We start from the raw sequence: 23,211 nt of genomic DNA on the forward strand, positions 1-23,211 counted from the left end.
AATCCGGCTCAGGCTAGGCTTTCAAAAGGTGCACTATGTTAGGACGATTCAGAATGGGTCAGTCGCTTTAAATTTCTATCCCGCACGGTACTGAAAGGGGATCGCTTGTGTCTAAGTGGTAGGTTCGACCACCAGCATCCAGCTCGATCTGTGCGCTGCTGCGAAAGGCGTTTATCATGTTCGTCCAGCTATCTCTATCATTCCCTGATATGCCCCCGTTCATCGCACGAGCGTTGAAGGTACCAGCAGACGATCTGAAAGTTAGGTCGCCTTCATAGTCCACCCCATCCAACGAAATTGTTGCAGAGAAAATTGGTGGAACAAAAGCGCCTTGGGGGTCACAGATGATCTGCAAATCCACGGCTCCAGCCTCGTAGTCAAATATCTCAAGTCCACGAAAGTCTGTCTGTTGCACCCATGCAAATGCAGGAGCTGCCGAGAAAGCAAAAACGCTTGCCGTAACAAATGCTTTCATCCTTCAAAATCCTTAATTATCGAATCCAAGCTTGAAAACCAATTTGGCTCGATCTGACCAAGGAGCAGCGCAGACTTGGGGGCTTTGTTGCCGTTTCTGACTGCTGCTGCAATTGACCGTAAGATTTGCGGATCAACCTTAGCCGTAATTCGATGGCTCCATTCTGCCGGTCCACTGGCCTCTGTGGATTGTGGGACATAGTGTGGCTCAATGATGATTGCAGGCATGCTTGCATAGGCGGCTTTCAAAACCGTTGTGCGCGGGATGCCTTGATCTTCAAGTTTTTCCATCGCCTCGGCATGACGCTCCAAGACCCTCAGGCGGAGAGTATATGGTGCCCCTGGCTTCGATCCGGCACGTTGCGGAACGACAAGACTAGCCAGACGATCGTTTGACGGACTGGCCTTGGTCTTGGGGGCAGTGTTCGTTTCTCGCTTGGTGCTAGGGTCCAGACTCATTGAATTTCACAGCCAGAACAAGACGGTTGCGGCGAGCATGATCGCGGAGAAGAAGGTTTCCGGGCAGCGGTCGTATCGGGTGGCGACGCGCCGCCAATCCTTCAGACGGCCGAACATGATCTCGATGCGGTTGCGCCGTTTGTAGCGCCGCTTGTCGTATTTGACGGCCTTCCTGCGGGACTTTCGACCGGGGATGCAGACCTTTATCCCCTTGTCTTTCAACGCTTCTCTGAACCAATCAGCGTCGTAGCCCCTGTCAGCCAGCAGCCAACCCGCCTTCGGCAGACTGCCCAGAAGAGCCGCTGCGCCTGTGTAGTCGCTGACCTGGCCGGCCGACATGAAGAACCCGATCGGCCGCCCCGTGGCATCGGCAACGGCGTGCAGTTTGGTGTTCATGCCGCCTTTTGTCCGCCCGATTTGGCGTGCGCGCCCCCCTTTTTCACGCACAGGCTCGACGCCGTGCGGTGTGCCTTGAGATAGGTCGCATCGATCATGATCGTCTTGTGATCGGCGCTCTCAGCGGCCAGGCCGACCATGATCCGGGCGAAGACCCCGTTGTCACTCCAGCGCTTCCAACGGTTGTAGAGGGTCTTGGCGGGCCCATATTCCTTCGGCGCATCACACCACCGCAACCCATTGCGGTTGATGAAGATTATGCCGCTGAGAACGCGGCGATCATCGACGCGGGGCTTGCCATGACTCTTGGGAAAAAACGGCTTCAGGCGTTCCATCTGGGCATCGCTCAGCCAGTAAAGATTGCTCATCGATCAGGTCTCCTGGCGGAGCCTGAATCATGCCAAACGCCTGAAATCAATGGGTCTGGAGCCTAAGAATGCTTATGGACTGTGTATGCGGCCTTTCGACTGCCGAACGGCAACGACGCTCCGAACCCGTCTATCCTTTTGATCGAGGATCACATTGCCAGCAGAGCTAGTTCTACTAACTGATGTCACCGCCTGCGGTGAACGCTGGTCGACGATACTCGGACGCGCCGTCGCCAGATGAGTCACTGCCATTTGAGAACCGGACTTCGACGCCTTCCAATTTCTCTTTTTATTCGAAACGCGCGCTTGCGACGTCTGATATCTTGCGCAGCGTTCGAACAAGACCAACTGAGCAGGCAGCTTTGTCCCGCGTAGCGGACGCTTCTCGGCCGATCTCGCTGCGCTTGGCACCAGCGTCCGGTCTGAGGAAGTTGCACTATGGCGTCTGGCAAGGGTCGACCGGCGGCAATGGGCCGTAATCTTCTGCAGCGACTGCATTCGTTGCAGACAGCGCGAAGGGCGGCTCTGGGCTCTGCGCATCGATGCTCCCGCACCATCCCAAGGTCAGCTTTCTATGCCAAAGGCACGAATGGCCTTGAAGCAGCATTCCACACTGCTGAGCCAGATGAGGCCAAACAAGTCTTGATCCTCCTATGTCATTGTGTATCTCATATGAGATACACAGGAGACTTGAATGCCCACCCATACCTCAATGCTGCATGTCCGAGTGGACGATCATCTCAAGGCAGAGGCCAGTAGCGCACTGGCAGGTGTAGGCCTGACCCTATCAGACGCAGTCCGTATCCTGCTGACCCGTGTGGCGGCTGAAGGGGGTCTGCCGGCCGGTCTGACTGCAAATCCTGAAAGCTATGATAGCTGGTTTCGTGCGAAGGTGCAGGAAGCGCTGACAGACACCCGGCCTGGCGTTCCACATGACCAGGTCATGTGTGACGCCCGGGCATTGATCGACGGCAAACGGGGTGCCTGAACTCGAATGGAACACCTTCGCGGTCGCCGACCTCATGGCAATTGTCGACTATATCTCGGATGACAATCCTGATGCTGCTCTTGCTCTGATGGAGGAAATTCAGGGGAAGGTTGCGCAACTTCCAATGCATCCCAAGCGGTGCCGGTCAGGACGCGTTCAGGGAACACGTGAGTTGGTCGTTCGCCCGAACTACATTGTCATCTATGCTGAGACGCCGTCTGTCGTGACGATCCTACGCGTGCTTCATGCCGCGCAGATGTGGCCCTGACAAGCGATCGGTCGAAAGACAAGGGCGGGCGCTGGCTCAGCGGCAGCGCCCCGGGCAGATCCATCCTGTTCCGGTCACGGCAACGCGATCACCTTGTCGTGGATTTTTTTGCAACATGCGGCTAACTCGATAGTCATGAAGAACTATCTGCGGGCTCTCCTTCTTGTCGCCTTCACCGTCTTTGCGGTTGGATCGATGATGCCCGCGCCGGCGACTGCCGCGTCAGCGCCCGATGACGGCATGATGGCAATGGCACATCTCGGCATGTCCGAATGCCAAGATTGCAGTGACAGGGGTGACATTGGAACGGCGGGCTGCAATCTGATCTGTGCGGCAGGGGGCTTCGTCACGGTTCCTGAATTCCAGACCTGTGATCTCAGACACGCTCGGCGCCTCTCGAAGCGGCAGGTTGCGGATGTCATGTTCAGTGACCTGAATTGGCTGCCGCTACGAAGCCCCCCACGCCCACTCATCTGATCTGATTTCCTCTGTGGCAGGCGAAGCTTGCGCACCGGGTTTTGCCCCCTTGTGCTGGCCCCCTGCAAGGACTGCTGCTTTCCCTTCGGTCAGCAGTCCCGTTTCAAATCCAGATAGTTAGGTGTCCTATGCAGAAGATTTTGCATGCAACTCTCCAAAGTCATCATTTTCCCGGAGTTACTCCGGCCGACGCGATCTAAAGGATAGAGCTTGACCACCCTCTTCGGAGGGAAATGGCATGACAATGATGAATAGCCCCATGACGGGCATGATGGTGCTGGGCTGCGGACTCTTTGCGCTTCTCGCCCTGGCCCTCCTGGTCCTGGGCATCGCTGCCCTTCTCAAGTACCTGCGAGGGCCGTCATGAGATCACAGGTTCTGTTGCTCGTCGGACTGTCATTTGCCGGTATGGCGGCCGTGGCGGCTTTCGCACAGGTTAATCGGTCCGAAAGGGCTGAAGTTGCTTTTCAGGGTGCTCCAGTAACCGCACAAGAGATTGCGCAAGGAAAGGAACTCTACGCGCAAAATTGCGCGTCATGCCACGGCCCGGACCTGGAAGGACAGCCCGACTGGAAACGTCCGCTGGAGAACGGGCGGATGCCGGCACCGCCCCATGACGAAACAGGGCATACATGGCACCACTCCGACAGTCAGCTTTTCACGCTGACCAAGCTGGGGGTCAGTGGTGTCGTGCCTGGCTATGAAAGCGACATGCCGGCCTTCGATGGCGTTCTGACGGATGCAGAAATCCGCGCCACCCTGGCCTACATCAAAAGCACATGGCCCAAGCGCCAATACGAGTATCAGGCCGAGGTCTCCGACCGTGAGGGACCGGAAGAATGATTGCAGCAAAATCCACAAGCCTGTCGGCGGCCCCTGGCCGCCTTTTCTGGGAGGATCGGCGTTGAACTTCGTCACCCGTCGCTTCGTGTTGTGTGCCGCCGCCGCCGTAACCGCACTGCCTGCATTCGGGCAGCTACCTGTTGTTTCCACCGCCATCCATGTCGTGGAGGGCAGGGGGTGCGAATGCTGTCGGCAATGGACACAGCACCTTCAGAATGCCGGCTTTCAGGTCACGAGTGAGGAGCGTTTCGGCACGCTTCTCATGCAGCACAAGATCGACCTCGGCGTTCCCATCGACCTGACGTCTTGTCACACCGGGTCGGTCGAGGGCTATTTCGTGGAAGGACATGTCCCAGCCACCGATATCCGCAAACTGCTTCAAGAGCGTCCCGACGCCCTTGGCCTGACCGTTCCGGGCATGCCCTATGGCAGCCCCGGAATGGGCCCGGAAAGCCGCCGTGAGGCTTATGATGTCCTGCTCGTGCTCAAGGATGGAAGCCACACAATCTTTAACCGATACGCCGCTGCGTCGGCCTGAAGCATGATCTCCAAGGAGCTCTCTCTATGATAACCTTTAATCGCCGACATGCGTCGCTGGCTATGCTCGCATCCCTTGCTGCATGCGGATCGTCAGGGCCCAGCTCGGCCCCTGCACCGCAATTCAAGCGATACTCCGGCCCGCCGGTAACACAGGTGGCTGTCTACAAGGGCCAACGCCGGATGCACTTGCTGAACGGCCAGACAGTCTTGCGATCCTATGATTTTGGGCTGGGCAACCAGCCGGTCGGTCCCAAGCAGTTCGAAGGCGACGGAAAGACGCCCGAGGGGCTGTATTTCATCGACCGCTTCAATCCGCGCAGCAGATATCACCTGTCTGTCGGCATTTCCTACCCCAACGATCAGGACAAGGCTTACGCCGCACAGTTCGGTCGAAGTGCGGGGAGCGACATCATGTTCCACGGGCGGGGTCCGGAAGGAAACGCACTCGCACCACGCAACCGCGATTGGACAGCCGGATGCCTCGCCCTCACCGATCAGGAAATCGAGGATGTCTACGCCATGCTGCAGCCGGGAGTCCCAGTGATGCTTTATGCATAGGGCTTTGAATGATCACGTTCGAGCAACGGCAACAGATGACCGAGGCGGTAACATTCCTGCGCAACGCGCTGGAAATTCATTGATGTCTAACTTTTACCCTATTAGACAACACCTATGATCCACGTCCTGCGCCAGCTTGCTATGATCTTCATCGTGACTTTGGTCTCGATGGGCGTCACTGCATCCGCTGGAAACGCGTCGATGGATCTGAAATGCGACATGATGTTGACGGCCGCGTCCGCCGGTGGGTGGGACGATCATACCAAGCACCTCACAGGTGACAGTTCAGATCACTCATTCCAGAACACTGTCGTCGTCGAAGATCATGTTCATAACGAAGACACGTCTTCCGAAGGACATGGCTCGCATTGCAAGGCCCATGCCTGCCCGGTTACGGCATTTCTGAGTTCCAGTGATATGGCCCAGGCCTTTCTGATGAGCCAGATGATCGAGGCCGTTCGTACGGCTCCGCTGGTGGAGTTGACAGTTTCCGAAGGACTGCGCCGCCCTCCGCGGGCCTGATCCGAACGTTGCAAGCCGACGCCTGAACGGGCTGCGGCGACCACCCTTCTGATCTAAAAGCGGATTCATCACATGAAACTTCTGTTTGCGGCTGCGATGCCGCTCGTCGCGGCGGCTTGCGCCCCGCTGGCGCCTCTGGATACGTCCTCCGGGCTTGTCACTGTCGCCGATGCCGCATCGCCGGTCTCTACCTGTCACATCCCACGTGATTATACGGCCTCTTCCTGAACAGGTCCGGCCTTTGTTTTTGCCAGTCCTTGAGCGCATCGATGGGCGTTCGGCCCTTCAGCACTGATTGCGGGAGCTGACCGTTGTATAGCCGGACGTAGCGCAGGATGGTCTGTTCGAGATCCTCGCCGCTGCGGAAGCGGTGGCTCTGCAGGACGTCCTCGATCCGGCCATTGAAGCGTTCGACCATACCATTGGTTTGCGGGTGCATCGGCGGGGCCAGGCGATGCTCGATACCGAGGTCGACGCAGAGGCGGTCGAAATCGTGGTTGCCGGTGGGCCCCCGGCGGCGAAGTCCGAACAGACGATCGGTGAACTCCTTGCCGTAGCATGTTGGGAATGACCCACCGTTGAAGGTTATGGCCGCCTGCGCAGCCTACAAAATTGCGCAGCAGGCGGCCATAACCGGGTCTCGGGTCTCTATGGTGGCTTTGCTAACCACACCACAGAGGAGACCGGCTATGGCCAAGATTGAGCATACTTCGGATGCCCTTGTTCTGGTAGGCATCGACATTTGCAAACACCGGCACGAGGTGTTGATTGCTGTCCCGGGCAAGACGCGTCGCAGGCGCCTGACGATCACCAACAGCACGGATGATTTCATGCGGCTCATCGCGATCTTGCGAGAATACGGCCTGCCTGTCCGGATCGGCTTTGAAGCAACTGGCAACTATCATCGGGTGCTGATGTATCATCTGGGTGTCGCCGGGTTCGACCTGAAGCTGGTGTCTTCGGTCGCTTTGGCCCGGACGCGGGAGGCGCTGCACAACAGTTGGGACAAAAATGATCCGAAGGATGCCCAAGTTATCTTGCACATGCTGCAGATCGGGGCGGTGCAGATCTTCCAGGACCCGATGGTGGCCGGCACGAACGATATTCAGGAATTGTCCAAGACCCATGATGCGGTGTCGCGGTCCAAGACTGAGCTTTGGCACCGCATCCTGACCCACTACCTGCCGCTCTACTTTCCGGAAGCCGACCGTTTCCACCGCAGTTCGCGGACGGATTGGTTTCTGGCGTTCCTCGAGATGTTCCCTTCTCCGCACATGATCAGCGCCATGACCAAGGAGGAGTTCATTCAGACTGCTTGGGAAGTGGTTGGGCGCAAGGTCGAGAAGTCTCTCCTGTTGTCAGATATTTACGAGACAGCAAAGGTGTCGGCAGGATTGCCCGTCGCGCCAGATTCTGACGCCCTTCGTATGTTCCGCATGATGCTGGCCGAGGGAAGGAGCCTAATCCGGCAGCGCAATGCAATCGAAGATCGCGCCGTCGAACTGCTGGGCGACCGACCGGATTATCAGCTGCTTCGCACCATTCCGGGGATCGGACCCATCAATGCGCTGACCATTCTGGCCGAGACCGGCGATCTGCGGCGGTTCCACCATCACCGCCAGTTCCTGAAGTTCTGCGGTATGGATCTTGCTACCGTCCAGTCCGGCATGTTTCGCGGTCGAAGCAAGATATCCAAGTATGGCAATGCCCGCCTGCGCCGCACTTTGTGGCTCGCAGGGCAGACCGCGGTTCTGAAGAAAGCGAATAGCTTCCGGGACAAATTCGAGCGTTACATTGCGCAGGATCGCCACAACCCAGATCTACGCCGCAAGGCCTACACCGCCATCGCTGCAAAGATGGCACGCACTATTCACGCCGTGATCAAATCCGGCGAACCCTATCGTCCCTTCTTCGAAGGGACGAGCCCAAGCGGAAGGACCTCTCTCTCAAAGGGCCGTGGAGGCGCATGACGCGACCTCGTAGATAATGTTCGGGCCTTCCGCTTGGGATTTAGGATCTCGTCTTAAGGACGGTGAGGGCGGCAACCAGACCGACCCTGTATTTGCTATGGAAGAGACCACTTCTTGACGGCGGAGCCCGCTTGGGCAAACATCTTAAGGGCATCCGGTCGCTCGGATGCCCCGTGATCTGATGCCCTAAACGGCGATTTGTTCCCGAGCTAGGACGTTGTCGGTGAGCACACGGGTGATCGTCATCGGCGCGGCGCGTTCCAGATCGCGCAGAAAACGGCGGGCGTTGGCAGCAGTCTTGGCTGGGTAAATGCGCACGAAGACCCATCGCGTGGCGCGGTCGATGGCCACGAACAGATACCGGCGGCGGCTCTCGTCGGCCATCTGCGGCAGGTATTTCACGTCGACATGCAAGTAGCCCGGCTCGTAGGTCTTGAAGGCCCCGTGTGCAGGCCGTGGCAGAGCAGGCTTCAAGGCGCGCAGGTTGCCCACGCCATGCCGGCGCAGGCAGCGGTCCAGCCCGGAACGCGAAACATGCGGGTTCAGGAACTCCCGCACCACCGACAGCAGGTCATCCAGCGGTAACAGCAGCGACTTGCGCAGTGCCACTGCCACAGCTTCTTGCGCGGGCGTGAGCGTCGACTGAAGCCTGTGCGGCGTGTGGCTTCGGTCATGCACGCTGTCCCGGCTCCGCCACTTCCAGACGGTCTGCATGGAGATGCCGTAGCGCTCCGCCACCCTCCAGGCCGGCTCAGTGCTTGCCTGGATCGCAGCTCGTATCTTCGGTGTCGTCGCTGCCTGCTTGTGAAGAGAGATCAGCATCCTCGCCTCCCGTCCCGAAACTCGGCCAGGAGCGATCTTGCCACGAAGAACGCGGTCCGGCGAGGGTCTATGTGATCATCCGGGATGGAACATCTACCCTGCAAGCCGGTCCCGCCGTCACCTATCGAAGCCGCAGCGTTCAGGAGCCGGGAAACTGGACGGATCTGAACAATGCCCAAGGCCCGGGTGTCGAATGAAGACGGCATTGGGACTATCGATGGGCGCGCTGCTGCTGCTGACGGCCTGCGCGGATACGGCGACCATGAGCAAGGCCCGCGGCGAGCGGGCAGGGTTCGAGACTGTTGCCGGGATCTCCCGGCAGGCGACGGGGGCAGAGGCAGCGTGGCTTCAGACTCCGGCTGAACGGCAGGCCCATGCGCAACGCGTGCGCGCCATCGTTCAAGGAAAGACGATCAGCGCCGAACAGGCCGTGCAGGTGGCACTTCTGAACAACCCCGGCCTGCAGGCCAGCTATGCCGACCTGGGCATGTCTGCGGCAGACCTGTGGGAGACGGCCCTCGGACCGGTACCGAGCGTCGGCATCTCCGTGTCCGGGCTGGTCAGCGGTGATGTCACCCGGTCCGTGGAAGGCACTGTGGCGTCCTCAATTCTGGACATGGTCACGAAGAAATCCCGGACACGGGCTGCTGATCTGGAATTCCGTCAGGCTCAACTGGCCGCTGCGGGCGAAACCTTGGCCCTGGCGCATGAAACCCGCCGGACCTGGATCGAGGCCGTCGGTGCGTTCGAGGCCGCCGGACTCGTCGGTCAAGCCCAAGGTGCTGCGGATGCGGCATCCGAGTTGGCCGCGCAGCTTGGCGAAACAGGGGCGCTGAGCCGTGCCGATCAGGCACGGGAACATGTGTTTAATGCAGAGTTGGCAGCCGAACGGGCCGAGGCAAGGCTGGAAGCACAGATAGCCAAGGAAAAACTGGTTCGCCTGCTGGGCCTGTGGGGCACAGGGACAGAGTTCTATGTTCCCGACAGCCTGCCGGCACTTCCCGGCAGCGCACCGAACCGGTCCAATATCGAGCGGATGGCACTGGAAAACCGCGTCGATCTGGCTGCGGGCCGCTTGGAGTTGGAGGCTGTGGCCGCGCGCTACAAGCTGAACGGCCAGACCCGGATGCTGTCGGACGCGGAGGTTGCGGCCGGAGCGGAAATCGAGCGGGAAGACGGAGAGAACGAACGCTCGCCTATCGTCGACGTCGCGTTCAGCATTCCGGTTTACGACACCAGCGGCCTGATTTCCCGACGCGGCAAGCTGGAATACCTGCGCTCGGCCAACGGCCTGGCGCAGTCGGCGATCAATGCCAGGTCGGAGGCGCGGTCAGCCTACACGGCGGTGACAGGCAAGCATCAGATCGCCCTGCACTGGCGCGATCAGGTCCTGCCCTTGCGCCGCGAAATCGATGAGCAGGCGCTGCTGAGCTACAACGGCATGCTGACCTCCACCTTCGAGCTTCTGAACGATGCCCGTGAAGGGTTGGACTCGCAGCTAAGCGCTGCCGAGGCGAAGCGCGACTATTGGCTCGCCGAGGCGGATGCCACCGCCGCGATCTGGGGTGGCGCAAGTGACAATGGAGAGGACGAATGATGAATCGCAGACAATTGATGGGTGCGGGCATCGGGGCAGGGGCAGCGGCCTTGACCGTCAACATGGGCCAGGCGGAAACGCGGTTTCGCGATCTGCCCGAAGCGGCTCGTACCGACAGTCCCTATACGCAGGTGCCGCCGCGACCGACGTCCGGGATCGAATACAACCCGATCGTCACGCTGAATGGCTGGTCACTGCCCTATCGGATGAACGGCAACGTCAAAGAATTTCACCTCGTCGCGGAGCCGGTTGAACGGGTCATGGCCGATGGGATGATTGCGCGCCTGTGGGGCTATAACGGCCAGTCCACTGGTCCAACGATCGAGGCCATCGAGGGCGAGCGGGTCCGCATCTATGTGACAAACCGCCTGCCCGAACACACGTCCGTACACTGGCACGGCATGATCCTGCCTTCCGGAATGGACGGCGTGACCGGCCTTAGCCATCCCGGCATCCCTTCGGGCAAGACGTTCGTGTACGAGTTCGATCTCGTGAAATCCGGGACCTTCATGTACCATCCTCATGCCGATGAGATGGTCCAGATGGCCATGGGCATGATGGGGCTGTTCATCGTGCATCCGCGTGACCCGGCCTTCATGCCCGTGGATCGGGATTTCGGGATTTTGTTGGCCGCCTATGACATCGACCCCGGGACCTACATCCCGCGCGTTGCCGAGATGACGAACTTCAACATGTGGACCTTCAACAGCCGCATTTTCCCGGACATTGACCCGCTTGTCGCCAGCAAAGGCGACCGTGTCCGGGTGCGTGTCGGCAATCTGACAATGACCAATCACCCCATCCACATGCACGGCTATGATTTCGAGGTGACCTGCACGGATGGAGGATGGGTCCGGCCGGAGGCCCGCTGGCCTGAGGTCAGCATCGATATTCCGGTAGGCGCGATGCGTGCCTACGAATTCGATGCCGTTCATGAAGGGGACTGGGCGTTCCACTGCCACAAGTCACACCACACCATGAACGCCATGGGTCACGAACTGCCCACGATCATCGGCGCCAACAAGACCCGCGTCACCGACATGGTTCGCAGGCACCAGCCCGGATACATGTCGATGGGAACAGCAGGCATGGGTGACATGGGCGAGATGTCCATGGAAATCCCTGAGAACACCATCCCGATGATGACAGGCTGGGGTCCGCATGGTCCGCTGGAGATGGGCGGCATGTTCTCTGTCATGAAGGTGCGCGAAGGCATCGCTCCTGACGACTATTCCGATCCGGGTTGGTATGAAAACCCTCCCGGTACGCAGGCATGGGAATGGACGGGCGAATTGCCCGAGCATGCCAGCAACTACAGCCCCGAAACCATCCTGACGCCGCGTGGCGGCAAGCGGTTGGGCTGATCTGACCCTATCGAGCACCATAAAGGAAAACGCGATGAAATCGTTGATGCTGGTTACTGCCATTTCTCTCTTCCCGGCCCTCGCGCTCGCAGCGGGTACCCATGAAGGCGGCCATGACGAATATGCTATGGGGACCCCGGCCGCCGAAGGCGCCGCAGACATGAAATCCGTCGAGATTTCGATGCGGGAGACTGATGAGGGCACGATGATCTTCGAGCCTTCGGAACTGTCTTTTGCGTCCGGTGAAACCGTCCGTCTGGTCATCACCAACGATGGCGAGCTGGAACATGAGTTCGTCATGGATACCGTCGAGGCCAATGCCGAGCACAAGGAGCTGATGGCGCGGTTCCCCGAGATGGAACATGACGACCCGAACGCGGTCCGTCTTCAGCCGGGCGAGACCGGCGAGATCCTTTGGACCTTCGAAAACGAGGGCGAGTACGAATTCGCCTGCCTGATGCTGGGTCATTACGAGTCCGGCATGCACGGCCCCCTGAACGTCACCGAATCCTGAACCCCGAGGACCTGACCATGAAACTTATCCAACTGACTGCCGCTGCGCTGATCCTTTCTGCTGGAGGCGCCTTTGCTGACACACACATCACCAATGGGACCGTCACCAAGGTCGACACCCAGTGGAGCAAGGTGACCGTCGATCATGAGGAGCTGAAGAACCTGGATATGCCGGCCATGAAGATGGTTTTCCAGGTCGCGGAGCCTGAGATGCTCGATGGCCTCAGCGAGGGTGCCGCCATCCGCTTCGCCGCTGACCGTGTGAACGGCAAGCTGACCATTACCGAAATTCTGGAATAAATCAGAAAGCGCTGGAGGTTATAGAATGAGAACGTTGTTCATGTCCGTACTGGCGGCTGCCAGTATCACTGCAAGCGTCGGTTATGCTGAGGAAGGAAGTCATAGCACAAGAGGATCAAATCCAAATGCTGGGGGCGGAATATCAGTTTCCGTGGATAACACGCCGGAGAGACCAGAGCCTTCGTCAAGACTGGCTCGCCCCACAAACACGATACCGGTTCCGGCAGGGCGTATCATGTCGAACAAGGAACTGAGAAGAGCAGGGTTAAAACCCGATGATGTCGTCATGCACGTTTCAGTTTTCTGAGGAACAGGCTTAGCATCGTCATATGTCTCAAATTTACGGAGGACTGAGATGAGTTCTGTTAAGATCCTTATTGCCGCAGCGATTGCTGCGACCAGCCTTACTGCGCCCGTCTTTGCTCAGGACGCTGAATTCCAGATGCCTGAGCAGTGCGCCATGGCTGCACCCGCCAGTGATATGCCCGCGGAAAGCATGGACGGGTCACAGATGGGCGGCGATGCGCAGTCTGACGGCATGGGCGCCATGATGGGTATGGGCGGCGTGGATTTGGCAACCATGCCGGAACATGTTCAGGAAAACATGCGTCGCATGATGGTAACGATGCCAGCCATGCACGACGGCATGATGAACGAGGATGCCGACGTGGCCTTTGCTTGCGGCATGCTTGCCCATCACCAGGGTGCCATCGACATGGCCGAGGTGCTTCTCGAACATGGCGAGGACGATGAGATGCGCACCCTCGCGCAAGAGATCATCGATGCCCAGGTCGGTGAGATGGAGCAGATGACCACGTGGCTTGCTGAAAACGCCAACTGAGCCTGCCTTGAACCGCGCGGCATGACGCCGCGCGGTTCTCAACCGGAAGACACTCATAAAGAACACTGGCGGCCCTTGACCTTCCCATGATGGGAAGCCCCATATCTGTTCCGCACAACGAACGGAGCCCAGCCCATGAACATCGGAGACGCCTCTGCCCTCTCGGGTGTATCGGCCAAGATGATCCGCTACTACGAGCAGACCGGGTTGATCCCCCTAGCTGCGCGCACAGCCTCGGGGTATCGAAACTACGCCGATGCAGACGTTCACATGCTTCGGTTCATTGCACGGTCGCGGGATCTGGGCTTTCCGATCAGCGAAATCACCGACCTGTTGGATCTGTGGCGTAACACCGACCGGCGTAGCGCCGATGTCAAAGCACTGGCACAAGCCCGGATCCAGGATCTCCGCCACAAGATTACCCACCTGCAGGACATGGCCGACACGTTGGAGACGCTGGTGCGATCCTGCGCCGGAGACGAGCGCCCGGACTGCCCGATCCTGCATAATCTGGAAACGGAAGCATTCCCTGCCTCGGGCAGACGCTCAAATCATGCCGGTCCCCACGCCAACATCAACGAAAGGATCACATCGTGATCGACAGACGCCTGTTCATCGGAACGCTCGCCGCGGTCCTCATTCCCGCAACATCGGTGCTGGGGGCGGTGTCCACATCCCAAGACACTCTAATCGCGGTGGTTCGATCACCCGATTGCGGCTGTTGCGGAGCCTGGATCGATCACCTGCGAGACAGTGGTTTTGCCGTCGAAGAAACTCTGTCCGATGACGTCGAGGCCTTCAAGGATCAGCATGCCGTGCCCCAGCCTCTTCGGTCCTGCCACACCGCCCTTGTCGAGGGCTATGTGATCGAGGGCCATGTTCCGGCCGAGGCCATCCGCACCCTGCTGGATCAGCGCCCCGATGTCCTTGGTCTGGCAGTTCCGGGAATGCCGATCGGATCTCCCGGCATGGAGATGGGCGATCAAACGGAGCCGTTCGAAGTCATTCTCTGGAGCGATTCCGGCACAAACATATTCGCAAGCTATTAAGGGGGCCCCATGCCATCAGCATCGCCTGGAACCGCGACCCTCCATCGGATGGTCATGACCAAACACATGTGTCCCTACGGACTCAAGTCGCTCGATCTGCTCAAGCGCCAAGGCTTCCGCGTCGAGGACCATCATCTGACGACCCGCGGCGAGGTCGATGCCTTCAAGGAGCAGCATGACGTCCAGACCACGCCGCAGACCTTCATCGGCGGCCAGCGGATCGGCGGCTATGACGACCTGCGGCGTCATTTCGGCAAGACCGTTCGCGACAAGACCGCGACGACCTATCGGCCAGTGATCGCCCTGTTCGCCATGGCAGCCGCCATGGCCCTGGCCACCAGTTGGGCGGCGTTCGGCCAGCTCTTCACGGTGGCTGCGGCGGAATGGTTCGTGGCCTTCGCGATGTGTCTCCTGGCCTTGCAGAAACTGAAGGACGTGGACAGCTTCGCCACGATGTTCCTGAATTATGATCTGCTGGCCCAGAGGTGGGTTCGTTACGGCTACGTCTATCCCTTCGCCGAGGGTCTGGCAGGCGTCCTGATGGTCGCGGGCGCGCTGATGTGGTTGTCGATCCCGGTGGCCCTCTTCATCGGCACCATTGGCGCTGTGTCGGTTTACAAAGCGGTCTACATCGACAAGCGAGAGATCAAATGCGCCTGCGTCGGTGGTGACAGCAACGTGCCCCTAGGCTTCGTCTCGCTGACAGAGAACCTGATGATGATCGCCATGGCCATCTGGATGCTGATCAAGGTTACGATGCTCGGGCATTGAGCACGCTATTCGATAGAGAGCCGCGCTTTGCAGCGCAAACGGCTGCAGGCGAAAAGTTCTACTGTGCCTGTAGCCGAAGATGAAAATGGATCATTCCGACCATGAGGCACAGCCTCAATGTTCCGGCTTCAAGAGAAACCTAAAATAGAAACGGAGACATATCATGGGATATGGCCGCTTTTTCGCGATGATCGCGACCTCTACCATCGTCATGTATGGGCTGATGTACCTCAATACCTACTCGATTGATCACATCGAGTTTTCGCAGACCCGCATGTGGATGGCGATTTACATGGGATCGGTCATGGCGGTCATCATGCTCGCCTTCATGTTGGGCATGTATACCGATCGAAAGAAGAACATTGCGATTTTCGTTGGCGCTGGTTTGGCGTTCGTTCTGTCCCTCTGGCTGGTGCGAAGCCAGGAGACGGTCGAGGATCTTGCCTGGATGAAGGCGATGATCCCCCACCATTCTATCGCTATCCTGACCAGTGAGCGCGCGGATATTTCCGATCCAAGGGTCCGGGACCTTGCTGACGCGATCATCGAGGCGCAGCGCAACGAGATCGCAGAAATGAAACGGTACATCGCCGATATCGAGGCGAATGGCGACGCACCTGCGGGCACTCCCCGCGTGGAGGCTAACTGAATCACATCAAATGAGGGTGTCACTCCCCGGGCATCTTAGATGGAAGAACATCAGTAGAAAGTTGGCAGGACATGGATCACGATCATCATCACTCGGCGCTCGACATCCCTGCGGGGACCGAGACGGCAAAGGACCCGGTCTGCGGGATGACGGTCGCGGTCAAGGCTGACGGGCGTCGAGCGGAGTTCGGAGACAAGACTTTCCATTTCTGTTCGGAAAAATGCCAGACCAAGTTCAAGGTAGATCCGTGGTTCTACGCTTCCGGCAGAGCCGCAGGACAGAAAAAGGCCGCTCCGGCCAACGCTCAGTATACCTGTCCGATGCACCCGGAGATTGTCCGCGATGTGCCCGGCGACTGTCCGATCTGCGGCATGGCGCTCGAACCGATGCTGCCCTCGGACGAGCCGAGCGAGGAACTGACCGACTTCACTCGGCGCATGTGGATTTCAGCCGCCGCCGCAGTGCCACTGGTCATCCTGACAATGGGTGAACTGGTCGCTCTGCCGGTGCGGGACTGGATTGGCCACCAAATCGCGAGCTATCTCGAATTCGTTCTGGCGACGCCTATTATCCTCTGGGCCGCCTTGCCTTTCTTCAAGCGAGGCTGGGACTCGCTTGTAAACCGATCACCGAACATGTGGACGTTGATCAGTCTTGGCGTGGGCGCGGCCTATCTCTATTCGCTCGTCGCGACTTTCCTGCCCGGCGTATTTCCCGATGCCTACCGAATGGGTCATGGTGTCGGCACCTACTACGAGGCGGCCGTGGTGATCGTGGCTTTGGTCTTCGTGGGTCAGGTTCTGGAATTGCGGGCACGAGAACGCACTGGGGATGCTATTCGAGCGCTGCTCGATCTCGCACCAAAGACCGCGCGGCGTATCCTGCCGGATGGCTCGGAATATGACGCGCCTTTGGAAAACATCATGGAAGGTGACCGGCTCCGCGTGCGCCCGGGCGATGCGGTGCCGGTGGACGGCATAGTGATCGAGGGCCGCTCATCCCTGGACGAGAGCATGCTGACCGGCGAGTCGATGCCGGTGGAGAAAAGTTCAGGCGATGCAGTGACCGGGGCCACGATCAACAAGAACGGCAGCCTCGTGATCGAAGCGGGCAAGGTCGGCGCCGACACGGTTCTTGCGCAGATCGTGGCGATGGTCTCGAACGCGCGGCGGTCCCGTGCCCCGATCCAGGGGATGGCCGACCGGGTCTCGGCAGTGTTCGTGCCAACGGTGGTCGGTATCGCAATCTTAGCCTTCCTCGTGTGGCTAATTTTCGGCCCCGAGCCCTCGCTGGTCTTTGCCATTGCCTCGGCCGTGTCAGTCCTGATCATTGCCTGCCCATGCGCCCTTGGGCTGGCCACGCCGATATCGATCACCACCGCGGCGGGGCGGGGCGCACAGGCGGGTGTGCTGATCAAGGATGCCGAAGCGCTGGAGCGGATGGCGGGGGTCGATACCCTGATTGTCGACAAGACCGGCACGCTGACCATGGGCAAGCCAAAGCTGACGGATACCGTGGTGCTGGGGGACAGGACCGAAGCGGACTTGCTGTCCCTGGCGGCAGCGCTCGAGCGCGGCTCGGAACACCCGCTGGCCGAAGCGATCGTCGAAGGCGCCGAAGCGCAGGGCGCGGGGCGACAAGAGGCAGTGGATTTTGAAGCCGTCACCGGCAAAGGCGTGCGCGGCACGGTTGGCGGACGGGTAGTGGCGCTCGGCAACGCGGCGATGATGCAGGAGATGGGACTAGACACGGGCACGGCCGAGGCGAAGGCCAATACCCTGCGCGCCGAGGGCAAGACGGCAATGTTCATCGCTGTCGATGGTGCCCTGGCCGGCATCGTGGCGGTCGCCGACCCAATCAAGGAAAGTACCGCGCAAGCGATCCGCGAACTCCACGCACAGGGGCTGCGCGTCATCATGGCGACGGGTGACAACGAGCGCACGGCACAGGCTGTGGCGAGCAAGCTCGGCATCGACGAAGTCCGCGCAGGTGTCCTTCCGGAAGCCAAAAAAGACCTGATCGACCAGTTGCGCCGCGAGGGACACAAGATCGCCATGGCGGGAGACGGGGTGAACGACGCGCCCGCACTGGCCGCTGCCGATGTCGGCATCGCCATGGGCACGGGCGCGGACGTGGCCATGGAAAGCGCCGGGATAACCCTTCTGGGTGGTGACCTGATGGGCATCGTCCGGGCACGCAAGCTGGCGCGGGCGACATTGCGCAACATCAAGCAGAACCTGTTCTTCGCCTTCGCATACAATGCGCTTGGCGTGCCAATTGCGGCAGGTCTGCTTTACCCCATCACCGGGACTTTGCTGTCACCGATGATCGCAGCTGCGGCGATGAGCCTGTCCTCCGTTTCGGTTATTACCAACGCCCTCCGCCTGCGGCGGGTGGATCTGTAAGAAAGCAAAAAGGAAAAACAAATGACGACATTCAATATTCCCAACATGAGCTGCGGCCACTGCAAGGCAACGGTGCAAAAGACCATCCATGCAATCGACCCCGAGGCACAGATCGAGTTCGACATGGCGTTACGAACGATCGCTTTGGAAAGCCGGGCTAAGCCGGACAACCTTCAAGTGGCACTGGCCGCAGCAGGATACCCCGCCACTCTGGCCTGAATTAAAGTGTTGGGCCGGATGTTCAGTCGCCGCAATGGGCGTATCAGGCGACTGGCCCATCTGCCTTATCAAAATGTATCATGCTCATACCTCATTCGTGCTTATCCAGACACGAGGCTGTAGGTTATCAAGCGTACCCCGCACCAGCATGACCGAGTTGACCAGGACCATGGCCGCCGCCGCGGCGGCCATGGTCAGCGCCAGCAATCCGCGCAGACGGGGCGTGGCCAGATGAATGCGGATGCCCCCTGAGATGCGACATCACGGGGGAGATCCTCGATCTGAAAACACCAATAAATCATGGCTTGTCGCATTTCAGAATAGACCCCCCCGCGTCACCAAGAAATTTTATAAGCTATATTATGTAACTTTTCCGCTCTGTTCATGCCGATTCAGCAAACTCGATTACGATTATTAACTAAAACGACCCTTAGGATCGAAGGCTGTTGGATGGTACGAAGTTATCCACAAATTCCGGGGATGCTTCTGGGGAAAGATGAAAAATACCCTGTTGTTGAAATCCATTAGGATGAAGGCGCGTTGGAATGAGAATGCCCGCATGGGCTTCTGATCTAACATCATCTTTGCAAGCCGATGTCATGAATTTAGCGAGTATCCCGGCATGGCATCCTTCCAACACATGCCGGGGGCGACCGCCCTGCAAGATCAGGGGGGTCGCCCATAGCTGCGGATCATATTGGCAAAGAACCGGGCCTCTGGAAGGCCCCGCTCTTTTGAGGTTTTCAGACTTCATGCAACACTCCAGGTGAATAACGCTTCAGCCGAAGGGCATTTCCAAGGACAAAGACCGACGACAGCGCCATGGCCCCGGCCGCGAAGACCGGTGACAGGAGGATGCCAAAGCTCGGCCACAGGATGCCCGCGGCCACCGGGATCAGGGCGGCGTTGTAGGCAAAGGCCCAGAACAGGTTTTGCCGGATGTTGCGCATCGTGGCCTTGGAGAGCGCGATCGCGTCCGACACGGCGGTCAGCCGGCCCGTCATCAGCACCACGTCTGCCGCCTCAATGGCAATATCGGTGCCCGTGCCGACGGCAAGACCGACGTCTGCTTCGGCAAGGGCCGGGGCGTCGTTGATGCCATCGCCGACATAGGCAAGCGGGCCCAGGGCGCGCAGCCTTTTGACCGCGGCCACCTTTCCGTCGGGCAGCACCTCGGCCACGACCTCATCGATGCCCAGTTGGCGCGCGATGGCCTGCGCGGTGCGGGCGTTGTCGCCGGTAATCATCGCGACCTTCAGACCAAGCGCGTGCAAGGCGCGGATGGACTGCGGCGTCGTCTTCTTGATCGGGTCAGCCACGGCCAGGATCGCTGCCAGACGGCCACCGATGGCCGCATAGAGCGGGGACTTGCCCTCGTCGGCCAACTGCGCAGCGACGTCGGCGAAAAGTGCCACATCTAGACCCAGCCTCGTCATGAAGCGGTCAGCGCCGATGTCGACCGTTTGGGTTCCCGCCTGTGCCTGGACGCCATAGCCGGTCTGCGACGTGAACCCCGACACATGCGGCAATGTCAGACCCTCTTCGGCCGCTGCCGCAACGATGGCGCGCGCGATCGGATGTTCGGACTTTGCCTCCACGGCGGCAACAGCCGCAAGCACGGAGGCGCGATCGAAACCGGGGGCGAGGTTCAGGTCGGTCAGCTGGGGGCGACCTTCGGTCAGCGTTCCGGTCTTGTCAAAGGCCACGACGCGAACGTCCTGGAGGGCCTGCAGCGCCTCCCCCTTGCGGAACAGAACCCCCAGCTCTGCCCCCCGCCCGGTGCCGACCATGATCGAGGTCGGCGTGGCAAGACCCATCGCACAGGGACAGGCGATGATCAGCACCGCCACGGCATTCACGAGGCCAAAGGTCAGTGCAGGGTCGGGGCCAAAGATCAGCCAGACGGCAAAGGTCAGCGTCGCCAAGGCCATCACGGCCGGCACGAACCACATCGTCACCCGGTCCACCAGCGCCTGGATCGGCAGCTTGCCGCCCTGAGCGGCCTCGACCATGCGGATGATCTGCGCCAGTATCGTGGCCTCGCCGACAGCAGTGGCGCGAAAGGTGAAGGCGCCGGTCTGGTTGATGGTGCCGCCGGTGACGGTGCTGCCGATGGTCTTTTCGACCGGGAGGGGTTCACCCGAGATCATGCTCTCGTCGATCCAGCTGGCGCCGTCCGTCACGTCGCCGTCGACAGGCACCCGCTCGCCCGGGCGGACCTCAACGATATCGCCCGGCCGCACTTCGGCAATCGGCACTTCAATTACGATGTCGGCGCGGACCACCCGGGCCGTCTTGGCCTGCAGGCCGACAAGCCGCTTGATCGCCTCGGAGGTCCGGCCTTTGGCGCGGGCCTCCAGATACCGGCCAAGCAGGATCAGGGTGACGATGACCGCCGCCGCCTCGTAATAGACATTCACCGTGCCTGCGGGCAGCAGGGCAGGAACAAAGGTGGCAACCAGAGAATAGCCATAGGCTGCCGAAGTGCCAACCGCGACCAGGCTGTTCATGTCCGGAGCCAGCCGGGCCAATGCGGGAAAGCCCTTGGTGTAGAACCGTCGCCCGGGGCCGAGCAGCACCGCCGTGGTCAGGGCGAACTGCAGATACCAGCTGTTCTGCATGCCGATGGTGTTCATCACCGCCATATGCACCCACGTGAACAGGTGCGAGCCCATCTCAAGCAGGAAGACGGGCAACGTCAGCGCCGCGGCGATCCACAGGTCGCGCTTCAAGGCTGCCTCCTCGGCTGCCTTCCGGTCTGCGACTTCATCCGACGCCGCAGAGGCCGAGACAGCGATCCGCGCGTCATAGCCGGCGCTATCGATCGCGCGGATCAGGGCCGCGGCATCGGCCTGACCGGTGACATGCGCCCGTTCGGTGGCCAGGTTGACCGTGGCCTCGGTCACGCCCGGCACGGATTTCAGCGCGCGTTCCACCCGGGACACGCAGGACGCACAGGTCATCCCCTCGATAGCCAGATCGATTGCGGGTGAGCGGACATCATAGCCGACGGTCTCGACCGCCCTGACCAGCGCTGACCGGTCCAGATTTAGACCAGTGATCTCTGCCCGTTCCGTGGCGAGGTTCACGGATGCTGTCTCGACCCGCGGTACCGCCTTCAGCGCCCGCTCCACTCGTCCGACACAGGACGCGCAGGTCATGCCCTCTATGTCCAAGACGACTGTCGAATGCAGGTCGGGTTTCATGTCGCTGCTGCTGATGTTCATGACGGATCACCTTCTAAAGCTTGTTCCGCTTTTACAGATGGGCATTCCCATCATGGGTAGGTCAAGCGTGAAAGCCACATAAATAATCGCGCGCTCTGCCATTGACCTTACCAGTATTGGAAACCCTATCTCGAGCCTGATGAGATCAATGTTCAAAGGAGGTCCTCATGCAGTTCCACATTGAAACCATGACCTGTGGCGGTTGTGCGCGCGGCGTCACCAAGGCCATCCAGTCCGTCGATCCGGTAGCAGATGTGAAAGCCGATCCCGCAACGCACACGGTCGATGTCACTTCGACCGCGTCGCGTGAGCAGTTGGTCGCCGTGCTGACGGATGCTGGTTTCGCACCGGCATAAGGGACGGCAGACGAAAGGCCCTTCCGCAAGGAAGGGCCTGACACAGAGGGATGCTGTGCAAGCGCATGGAACACTGATCTGATCAACGACCTGATCGGGGGGCAGTGGCCTGCCCGCTCAGACCGGCAGGCGATCCGGTTTTGAGATCAGATTTCGTCTCCAGATCGGTCTTGTCCCGACGCAGGCTGTGCCATGACAACCTTCAATAACGCGCGAAGACGTCAGTGCCCGATGCGTTCCAGAGGATGACATCGAACGGTTCGGTCTGATCGCCCATCTCCATGCCGGGCGACCCGATCGGCATTCCGGGAACCGCCAAACCAAACGCATCAGGCTTCTGATCCAGAAGGGTGCGGATCGCGTCTGCTGGAACGTGGCCCTCAAGGACATAGCCCTCGACAAGGGCAGTGTGACAGGACCGGAGAGGCTGAGGCACAGCATGCTGATCCTTAAAGGCGTCGACGTCATCCGAGAGGGTTTCCTCGACCATGAATCCGGCGTCGCGCAAATGATCGATCCACGCGCCGCAGCAGCCGCAATCAGGCGATCGAACCACTGCAATCAGGGTGCTTTCAGGCATGGGTAAGGCGCTCAGGACAGCGCTTGCCGGTGCCAGAGCCGCTGCCAGCGTTCCGATGAAGAGGCGTCTGTTGATCACGATTTGATCCTTTACTTTATACTGATCTGTTTTGCGGTCTGACGCGCGGGGACGCCATGTGCCGGGGCTGTCTGCCTCTCAAGGCTTTGTAGGATGGGGCAGTCCGGGCGCTCGTTCCCCGCACAGCATCGCGCCAGCTCTTCGAGCGTGTCGGCCATGTCCTGCAGGTGCGTGATCTTCTGGCGCAGGTCGCGCACCCTGGCTTGCGCCAGAGCCTTCACGTCAGCGCTGCGTCGGTCAGTGTTGCGCCACAGATCCAGCAGTTCGGAGATTTCACTGATCGGAAAACCAAGATCCCGCGCCCGCGCGATGAACCGCAGCATGTGGACGTCGGCATCGGCGTAATCGCGATACCCTGAAGCCGTGCGCGCGGCTGCGGGGATCAGCCCGATCTGCTCGTAGTAGCGGATCATCTTGGCCGATACGCCCGAACGATAAGACGCGTCTCCGATGTTCATGGGCTTAGCTCCGTGATGTCTATGAGACATATATGGGGCTTCCTATCATGGGAAGGTCAAGAGCTGCACGGTCCTCTTCTGAGGATGTCATCCTATGAATGTCCGAGAGAGAGCCGCGC

General features: G+C 59.8%; 27 protein-coding genes and 3 pseudogenes. 21 read left to right on the forward strand and 9 right to left on the reverse strand.

Features of this window, described 5'->3' with window-relative positions; genetic code table 11:
- Nucleotides 1-67 precede the first annotated feature (67 nt).
- The 3 genes from EOJ32_RS19155 to EOJ32_RS19165 all read right to left on the reverse strand — a co-directional run bounded on the left by EOJ32_RS19155 (nt 68) and on the right by EOJ32_RS19165 (nt 1,697).
- A complete protein-coding gene (locus tag EOJ32_RS19155; RefSeq protein WP_127899926.1) occupies nt 68-475 on the reverse strand; it encodes a hypothetical protein in 408 nt (135 codons plus the stop codon).
- Nucleotides 472-765: a hypothetical protein gene (locus EOJ32_RS19160; RefSeq protein ID WP_127899927.1), complete on the reverse strand. Its 294-nt coding sequence runs from the start codon at nt 763-765 to the stop codon at nt 472-474. The genes EOJ32_RS19155 and EOJ32_RS19160 overlap by 4 nt, the downstream gene beginning before the upstream one ends.
- 174 nt (nt 766-939) lie before the next feature.
- Nucleotides 940-1,697, reverse strand: a protein-coding gene (locus tag EOJ32_RS19165) for an IS5 family transposase (protein ID WP_127897843.1) whose coding sequence is annotated in 2 segments (ribosomal slippage) — nt 940-1,373 and nt 1,373-1,697 — 759 coding nt in all. Because the reading frame shifts where the segments join, the coding sequence is not laid out codon by codon here.
- Between the two features lie 694 nt (nt 1,698-2,391).
- Between EOJ32_RS19165 and EOJ32_RS19170 the strand changes: the two genes are divergently transcribed.
- From EOJ32_RS19170 to EOJ32_RS19200, 8 genes are all read left to right on the forward strand, one after another.
- Entirely contained in the window at nt 2,392-2,685 is a 294-nt protein-coding gene (locus EOJ32_RS19170) for a type II toxin-antitoxin system RelB/DinJ family antitoxin (protein ID WP_081994709.1), read from the forward strand.
- Nucleotides 2,678-2,953 (forward strand): type II toxin-antitoxin system mRNA interferase toxin, RelE/StbE family, encoded by a 276-nt coding sequence (locus EOJ32_RS19175; protein ID WP_081994710.1) that lies wholly within the window; start codon nt 2,678-2,680, stop codon nt 2,951-2,953. Before EOJ32_RS19170 ends, EOJ32_RS19175 begins: the two co-directional genes overlap by 8 nt.
- 135 nt (nt 2,954-3,088) lie before the next feature.
- Nucleotides 3,089-3,430 carry a hypothetical protein gene (locus EOJ32_RS19180; RefSeq protein WP_127899928.1) on the forward strand — a complete coding sequence of 114 codons (342 nt, stop codon included), beginning with the start codon at nt 3,089-3,091 and terminating at the stop codon, nt 3,428-3,430.
- Between the two features lie 238 nt (nt 3,431-3,668).
- On the forward strand, nt 3,669-3,797 hold the full coding sequence (locus EOJ32_RS20555) for a hypothetical protein (protein ID WP_256370522.1): 129 nt from the start codon (nt 3,669-3,671) through the stop codon (nt 3,795-3,797).
- Nucleotides 3,794-4,273, forward strand: a complete 480-nt coding sequence (locus tag EOJ32_RS19185; protein WP_127899929.1) for a cytochrome c — start codon at nt 3,794-3,796, stop codon at nt 4,271-4,273. Before EOJ32_RS20555 ends, EOJ32_RS19185 begins: the two co-directional genes overlap by 4 nt.
- A 61-nt stretch (nt 4,274-4,334) precedes the next feature.
- Nucleotides 4,335-4,811, forward strand: a complete 477-nt coding sequence (locus EOJ32_RS19190; protein WP_072298565.1) for a DUF411 domain-containing protein — start codon at nt 4,335-4,337, stop codon at nt 4,809-4,811.
- A gap of 26 nt (nt 4,812-4,837) precedes the next feature.
- Nucleotides 4,838-5,371: a murein L,D-transpeptidase family protein gene (locus EOJ32_RS19195; RefSeq protein ID WP_052714941.1), complete on the forward strand. Its 534-nt coding sequence runs from the start codon at nt 4,838-4,840 to the stop codon at nt 5,369-5,371.
- A 114-nt stretch (nt 5,372-5,485) separates the two neighbouring features.
- The gene (locus EOJ32_RS19200) at nt 5,486-5,893 is read left to right on the forward strand and encodes a hypothetical protein (RefSeq protein ID WP_127899931.1); all 408 of its coding nucleotides are present in this window, start codon (nt 5,486-5,488) and stop codon (nt 5,891-5,893) included.
- Between the two features lie 187 nt (nt 5,894-6,080).
- Here the strand turns inward: EOJ32_RS19200 and EOJ32_RS19205 are convergent.
- Nucleotides 6,081-6,446: pseudogene (locus EOJ32_RS19205) on the reverse strand (integrase core domain-containing protein); the annotation flags it as partial.
- A 136-nt stretch (nt 6,447-6,582) separates the two neighbouring features.
- Here EOJ32_RS19205 and EOJ32_RS19210 point away from each other — a divergent pair.
- Complete coding sequence (locus tag EOJ32_RS19210) at nt 6,583-7,863, forward strand: IS110 family transposase (RefSeq protein ID WP_045983797.1); 1,281 nt, start codon at nt 6,583-6,585, stop codon at nt 7,861-7,863.
- 216 nt (nt 7,864-8,079) lie between these two features.
- Here EOJ32_RS19210 and EOJ32_RS19215 read toward each other — a convergent pair.
- Nucleotides 8,080-8,685: pseudogene (locus EOJ32_RS19215) on the reverse strand (IS481 family transposase); the annotation flags it as partial.
- A gap of 193 nt (nt 8,686-8,878) precedes the next feature.
- Between EOJ32_RS19215 and EOJ32_RS19220 the strand changes: the two are divergent.
- From EOJ32_RS19220 to EOJ32_RS19270, 11 genes are all read left to right on the forward strand, one after another.
- The gene (locus EOJ32_RS19220) at nt 8,879-10,282 is read left to right on the forward strand and encodes a TolC family protein (protein ID WP_240542618.1); all 1,404 of its coding nucleotides are present in this window, start codon (nt 8,879-8,881) and stop codon (nt 10,280-10,282) included.
- On the forward strand, nt 10,279-11,646 hold the full coding sequence (locus tag EOJ32_RS19225; protein WP_127899933.1) for a multicopper oxidase family protein: 1,368 nt from the start codon (nt 10,279-10,281) through the stop codon (nt 11,644-11,646). Before EOJ32_RS19220 ends, EOJ32_RS19225 begins: the two co-directional genes overlap by 4 nt.
- Before the next feature lie 34 nt (nt 11,647-11,680).
- A complete protein-coding gene (locus tag EOJ32_RS19230; protein ID WP_127899934.1) occupies nt 11,681-12,160 on the forward strand; it encodes a plastocyanin/azurin family copper-binding protein in 480 nt (159 codons plus the stop codon).
- A 17-nt stretch (nt 12,161-12,177) separates the two neighbouring features.
- On the forward strand, nt 12,178-12,459 hold the full coding sequence (locus EOJ32_RS19235; RefSeq protein ID WP_042246680.1) for a copper-binding protein: 282 nt from the start codon (nt 12,178-12,180) through the stop codon (nt 12,457-12,459).
- Nucleotides 12,460-12,814: 355 nt separating this feature from the next.
- Nucleotides 12,815-13,300 carry a DUF305 domain-containing protein gene (locus EOJ32_RS19240; protein WP_042246683.1) on the forward strand — a complete coding sequence of 162 codons (486 nt, stop codon included), beginning with the start codon at nt 12,815-12,817 and terminating at the stop codon, nt 13,298-13,300.
- A gap of 135 nt (nt 13,301-13,435) precedes the next feature.
- Complete coding sequence (gene cueR / locus EOJ32_RS19245) at nt 13,436-13,897, forward strand: Cu(I)-responsive transcriptional regulator (RefSeq protein WP_042246686.1); 462 nt, start codon at nt 13,436-13,438, stop codon at nt 13,895-13,897.
- The gene (locus tag EOJ32_RS19250) at nt 13,894-14,349 is read left to right on the forward strand and encodes a DUF411 domain-containing protein (RefSeq protein WP_240542619.1); all 456 of its coding nucleotides are present in this window, start codon (nt 13,894-13,896) and stop codon (nt 14,347-14,349) included. Before cueR (EOJ32_RS19245) ends, EOJ32_RS19250 begins: the two co-directional genes overlap by 4 nt.
- Nucleotides 14,350-14,358: 9 nt before the next feature.
- The gene (locus tag EOJ32_RS19255) at nt 14,359-15,120 is read left to right on the forward strand and encodes a MauE/DoxX family redox-associated membrane protein (RefSeq protein ID WP_127899935.1); all 762 of its coding nucleotides are present in this window, start codon (nt 14,359-14,361) and stop codon (nt 15,118-15,120) included.
- A 163-nt stretch (nt 15,121-15,283) separates the two neighbouring features.
- Nucleotides 15,284-15,769, forward strand: a complete 486-nt coding sequence (locus EOJ32_RS19260) for a DUF305 domain-containing protein (RefSeq protein WP_127899936.1) — start codon at nt 15,284-15,286, stop codon at nt 15,767-15,769.
- A 71-nt stretch (nt 15,770-15,840) separates the two neighbouring features.
- The gene (locus EOJ32_RS19265) at nt 15,841-18,174 is read left to right on the forward strand and encodes a heavy metal translocating P-type ATPase (RefSeq protein WP_127899937.1); all 2,334 of its coding nucleotides are present in this window, start codon (nt 15,841-15,843) and stop codon (nt 18,172-18,174) included.
- Nucleotides 18,175-18,195: 21 nt separating this feature from the next.
- The gene (locus EOJ32_RS19270; RefSeq protein ID WP_042246697.1) at nt 18,196-18,393 is read left to right on the forward strand and encodes a heavy-metal-associated domain-containing protein; all 198 of its coding nucleotides are present in this window, start codon (nt 18,196-18,198) and stop codon (nt 18,391-18,393) included.
- A gap of 129 nt (nt 18,394-18,522) precedes the next feature.
- Here the strand turns inward: EOJ32_RS19270 and EOJ32_RS20585 are convergent.
- Together EOJ32_RS20585 and EOJ32_RS19280 are read right to left on the reverse strand one after the other, a co-directional pair.
- Nucleotides 18,523-18,651, reverse strand: a pseudogene (locus EOJ32_RS20585) (MFS transporter); the annotation flags it as partial.
- A 485-nt stretch (nt 18,652-19,136) separates the two neighbouring features.
- On the reverse strand, nt 19,137-21,620 hold the full coding sequence (locus tag EOJ32_RS19280; RefSeq protein ID WP_127899938.1) for a heavy metal translocating P-type ATPase: 2,484 nt from the start codon (nt 21,618-21,620) through the stop codon (nt 19,137-19,139).
- Between the two features lie 167 nt (nt 21,621-21,787).
- Here EOJ32_RS19280 and EOJ32_RS19285 point away from each other — a divergent pair, with 167 nt between their 5' ends.
- A complete protein-coding gene (locus tag EOJ32_RS19285) occupies nt 21,788-21,976 on the forward strand; it encodes a heavy-metal-associated domain-containing protein (RefSeq protein WP_127899939.1) in 189 nt (62 codons plus the stop codon).
- A 202-nt stretch (nt 21,977-22,178) separates the two neighbouring features.
- Here the strand turns inward: EOJ32_RS19285 and EOJ32_RS19290 are convergent, their stop codons facing one another.
- On the reverse strand, nt 22,179-22,634 hold the full coding sequence (locus EOJ32_RS19290) for a DUF411 domain-containing protein (protein ID WP_240542613.1): 456 nt from the start codon (nt 22,632-22,634) through the stop codon (nt 22,179-22,181).
- An 11-nt stretch (nt 22,635-22,645) separates the two neighbouring features.
- Complete coding sequence (gene cueR / locus EOJ32_RS19295) at nt 22,646-23,092, reverse strand: Cu(I)-responsive transcriptional regulator (protein ID WP_127899940.1); 447 nt, start codon at nt 23,090-23,092, stop codon at nt 22,646-22,648.
- Between the last annotated feature and the right edge of the window lie 119 nt (nt 23,093-23,211).

Source organism: Paracoccus sp. Arc7-R13 (assembly GCF_004010775.1).
GTDB classification, from domain to species: Bacteria; Pseudomonadota; Alphaproteobacteria; order Rhodobacterales; family Rhodobacteraceae; genus Paracoccus; species Paracoccus marcusii.

Excerpts from the sequence above, each read along its gene's own strand:
- EOJ32_RS19265 (WP_127899937.1), top strand. The coding sequence starts at position 15,841 with ATGGATCACGATCATCATCACTCGGCGCTCGACATCCCTGCGGGGACC.
- EOJ32_RS19285 (WP_127899939.1), top strand. The coding sequence starts at position 21,788 with ATGCAGTTCCACATTGAAACCATGACCTGTGGCGGTTGTGCGCGCGGC.
- EOJ32_RS19180 (WP_127899928.1), top strand. The coding sequence starts at position 3,089 with ATGAAGAACTATCTGCGGGCTCTCCTTCTTGTCGCCTTCACCGTCTTT.
- EOJ32_RS19280 (WP_127899938.1), bottom strand. The coding sequence starts at position 21,620 with ATGAACATCAGCAGCAGCGACATGAAACCCGACCTGCATTCGACAGTC.
- cueR (WP_042246686.1), top strand. The coding sequence starts at position 13,436 with ATGAACATCGGAGACGCCTCTGCCCTCTCGGGTGTATCGGCCAAGATG.
- EOJ32_RS19155 (WP_127899926.1), bottom strand. The coding sequence starts at position 475 with ATGAAAGCATTTGTTACGGCAAGCGTTTTTGCTTTCTCGGCAGCTCCT.
- EOJ32_RS19240 (WP_042246683.1), top strand. The coding sequence starts at position 12,815 with ATGAGTTCTGTTAAGATCCTTATTGCCGCAGCGATTGCTGCGACCAGC.
- EOJ32_RS19235 (WP_042246680.1), top strand. The coding sequence starts at position 12,178 with ATGAAACTTATCCAACTGACTGCCGCTGCGCTGATCCTTTCTGCTGGA.
- EOJ32_RS19185 (WP_127899929.1), top strand. The coding sequence starts at position 3,794 with ATGAGATCACAGGTTCTGTTGCTCGTCGGACTGTCATTTGCCGGTATG.
- EOJ32_RS19195 (WP_052714941.1), top strand. The coding sequence starts at position 4,838 with ATGATAACCTTTAATCGCCGACATGCGTCGCTGGCTATGCTCGCATCC.
- EOJ32_RS19230 (WP_127899934.1), top strand. The coding sequence starts at position 11,681 with ATGAAATCGTTGATGCTGGTTACTGCCATTTCTCTCTTCCCGGCCCTC.
- EOJ32_RS19255 (WP_127899935.1), top strand. The coding sequence starts at position 14,359 with ATGCCATCAGCATCGCCTGGAACCGCGACCCTCCATCGGATGGTCATG.
- EOJ32_RS19160 (WP_127899927.1), bottom strand. The coding sequence starts at position 765 with ATGGAAAAACTTGAAGATCAAGGCATCCCGCGCACAACGGTTTTGAAA.
- EOJ32_RS20555 (WP_256370522.1), top strand. The coding sequence starts at position 3,669 with ATGACAATGATGAATAGCCCCATGACGGGCATGATGGTGCTGGGCTGC.
- EOJ32_RS19210 (WP_045983797.1), top strand. The coding sequence starts at position 6,583 with ATGGCCAAGATTGAGCATACTTCGGATGCCCTTGTTCTGGTAGGCATC.
- cueR (WP_127899940.1), bottom strand. The coding sequence starts at position 23,092 with ATGAACATCGGAGACGCGTCTTATCGTTCGGGCGTATCGGCCAAGATG.
- EOJ32_RS19170 (WP_081994709.1), top strand. The coding sequence starts at position 2,392 with ATGCCCACCCATACCTCAATGCTGCATGTCCGAGTGGACGATCATCTC.
- EOJ32_RS19200 (WP_127899931.1), top strand. The coding sequence starts at position 5,486 with ATGATCCACGTCCTGCGCCAGCTTGCTATGATCTTCATCGTGACTTTG.
- EOJ32_RS19220 (WP_240542618.1), top strand. The coding sequence starts at position 8,879 with ATGAAGACGGCATTGGGACTATCGATGGGCGCGCTGCTGCTGCTGACG.
- EOJ32_RS19260 (WP_127899936.1), top strand. The coding sequence starts at position 15,284 with ATGGGATATGGCCGCTTTTTCGCGATGATCGCGACCTCTACCATCGTC.
- EOJ32_RS19225 (WP_127899933.1), top strand. The coding sequence starts at position 10,279 with ATGATGAATCGCAGACAATTGATGGGTGCGGGCATCGGGGCAGGGGCA.
- EOJ32_RS19270 (WP_042246697.1), top strand. The coding sequence starts at position 18,196 with ATGACGACATTCAATATTCCCAACATGAGCTGCGGCCACTGCAAGGCA.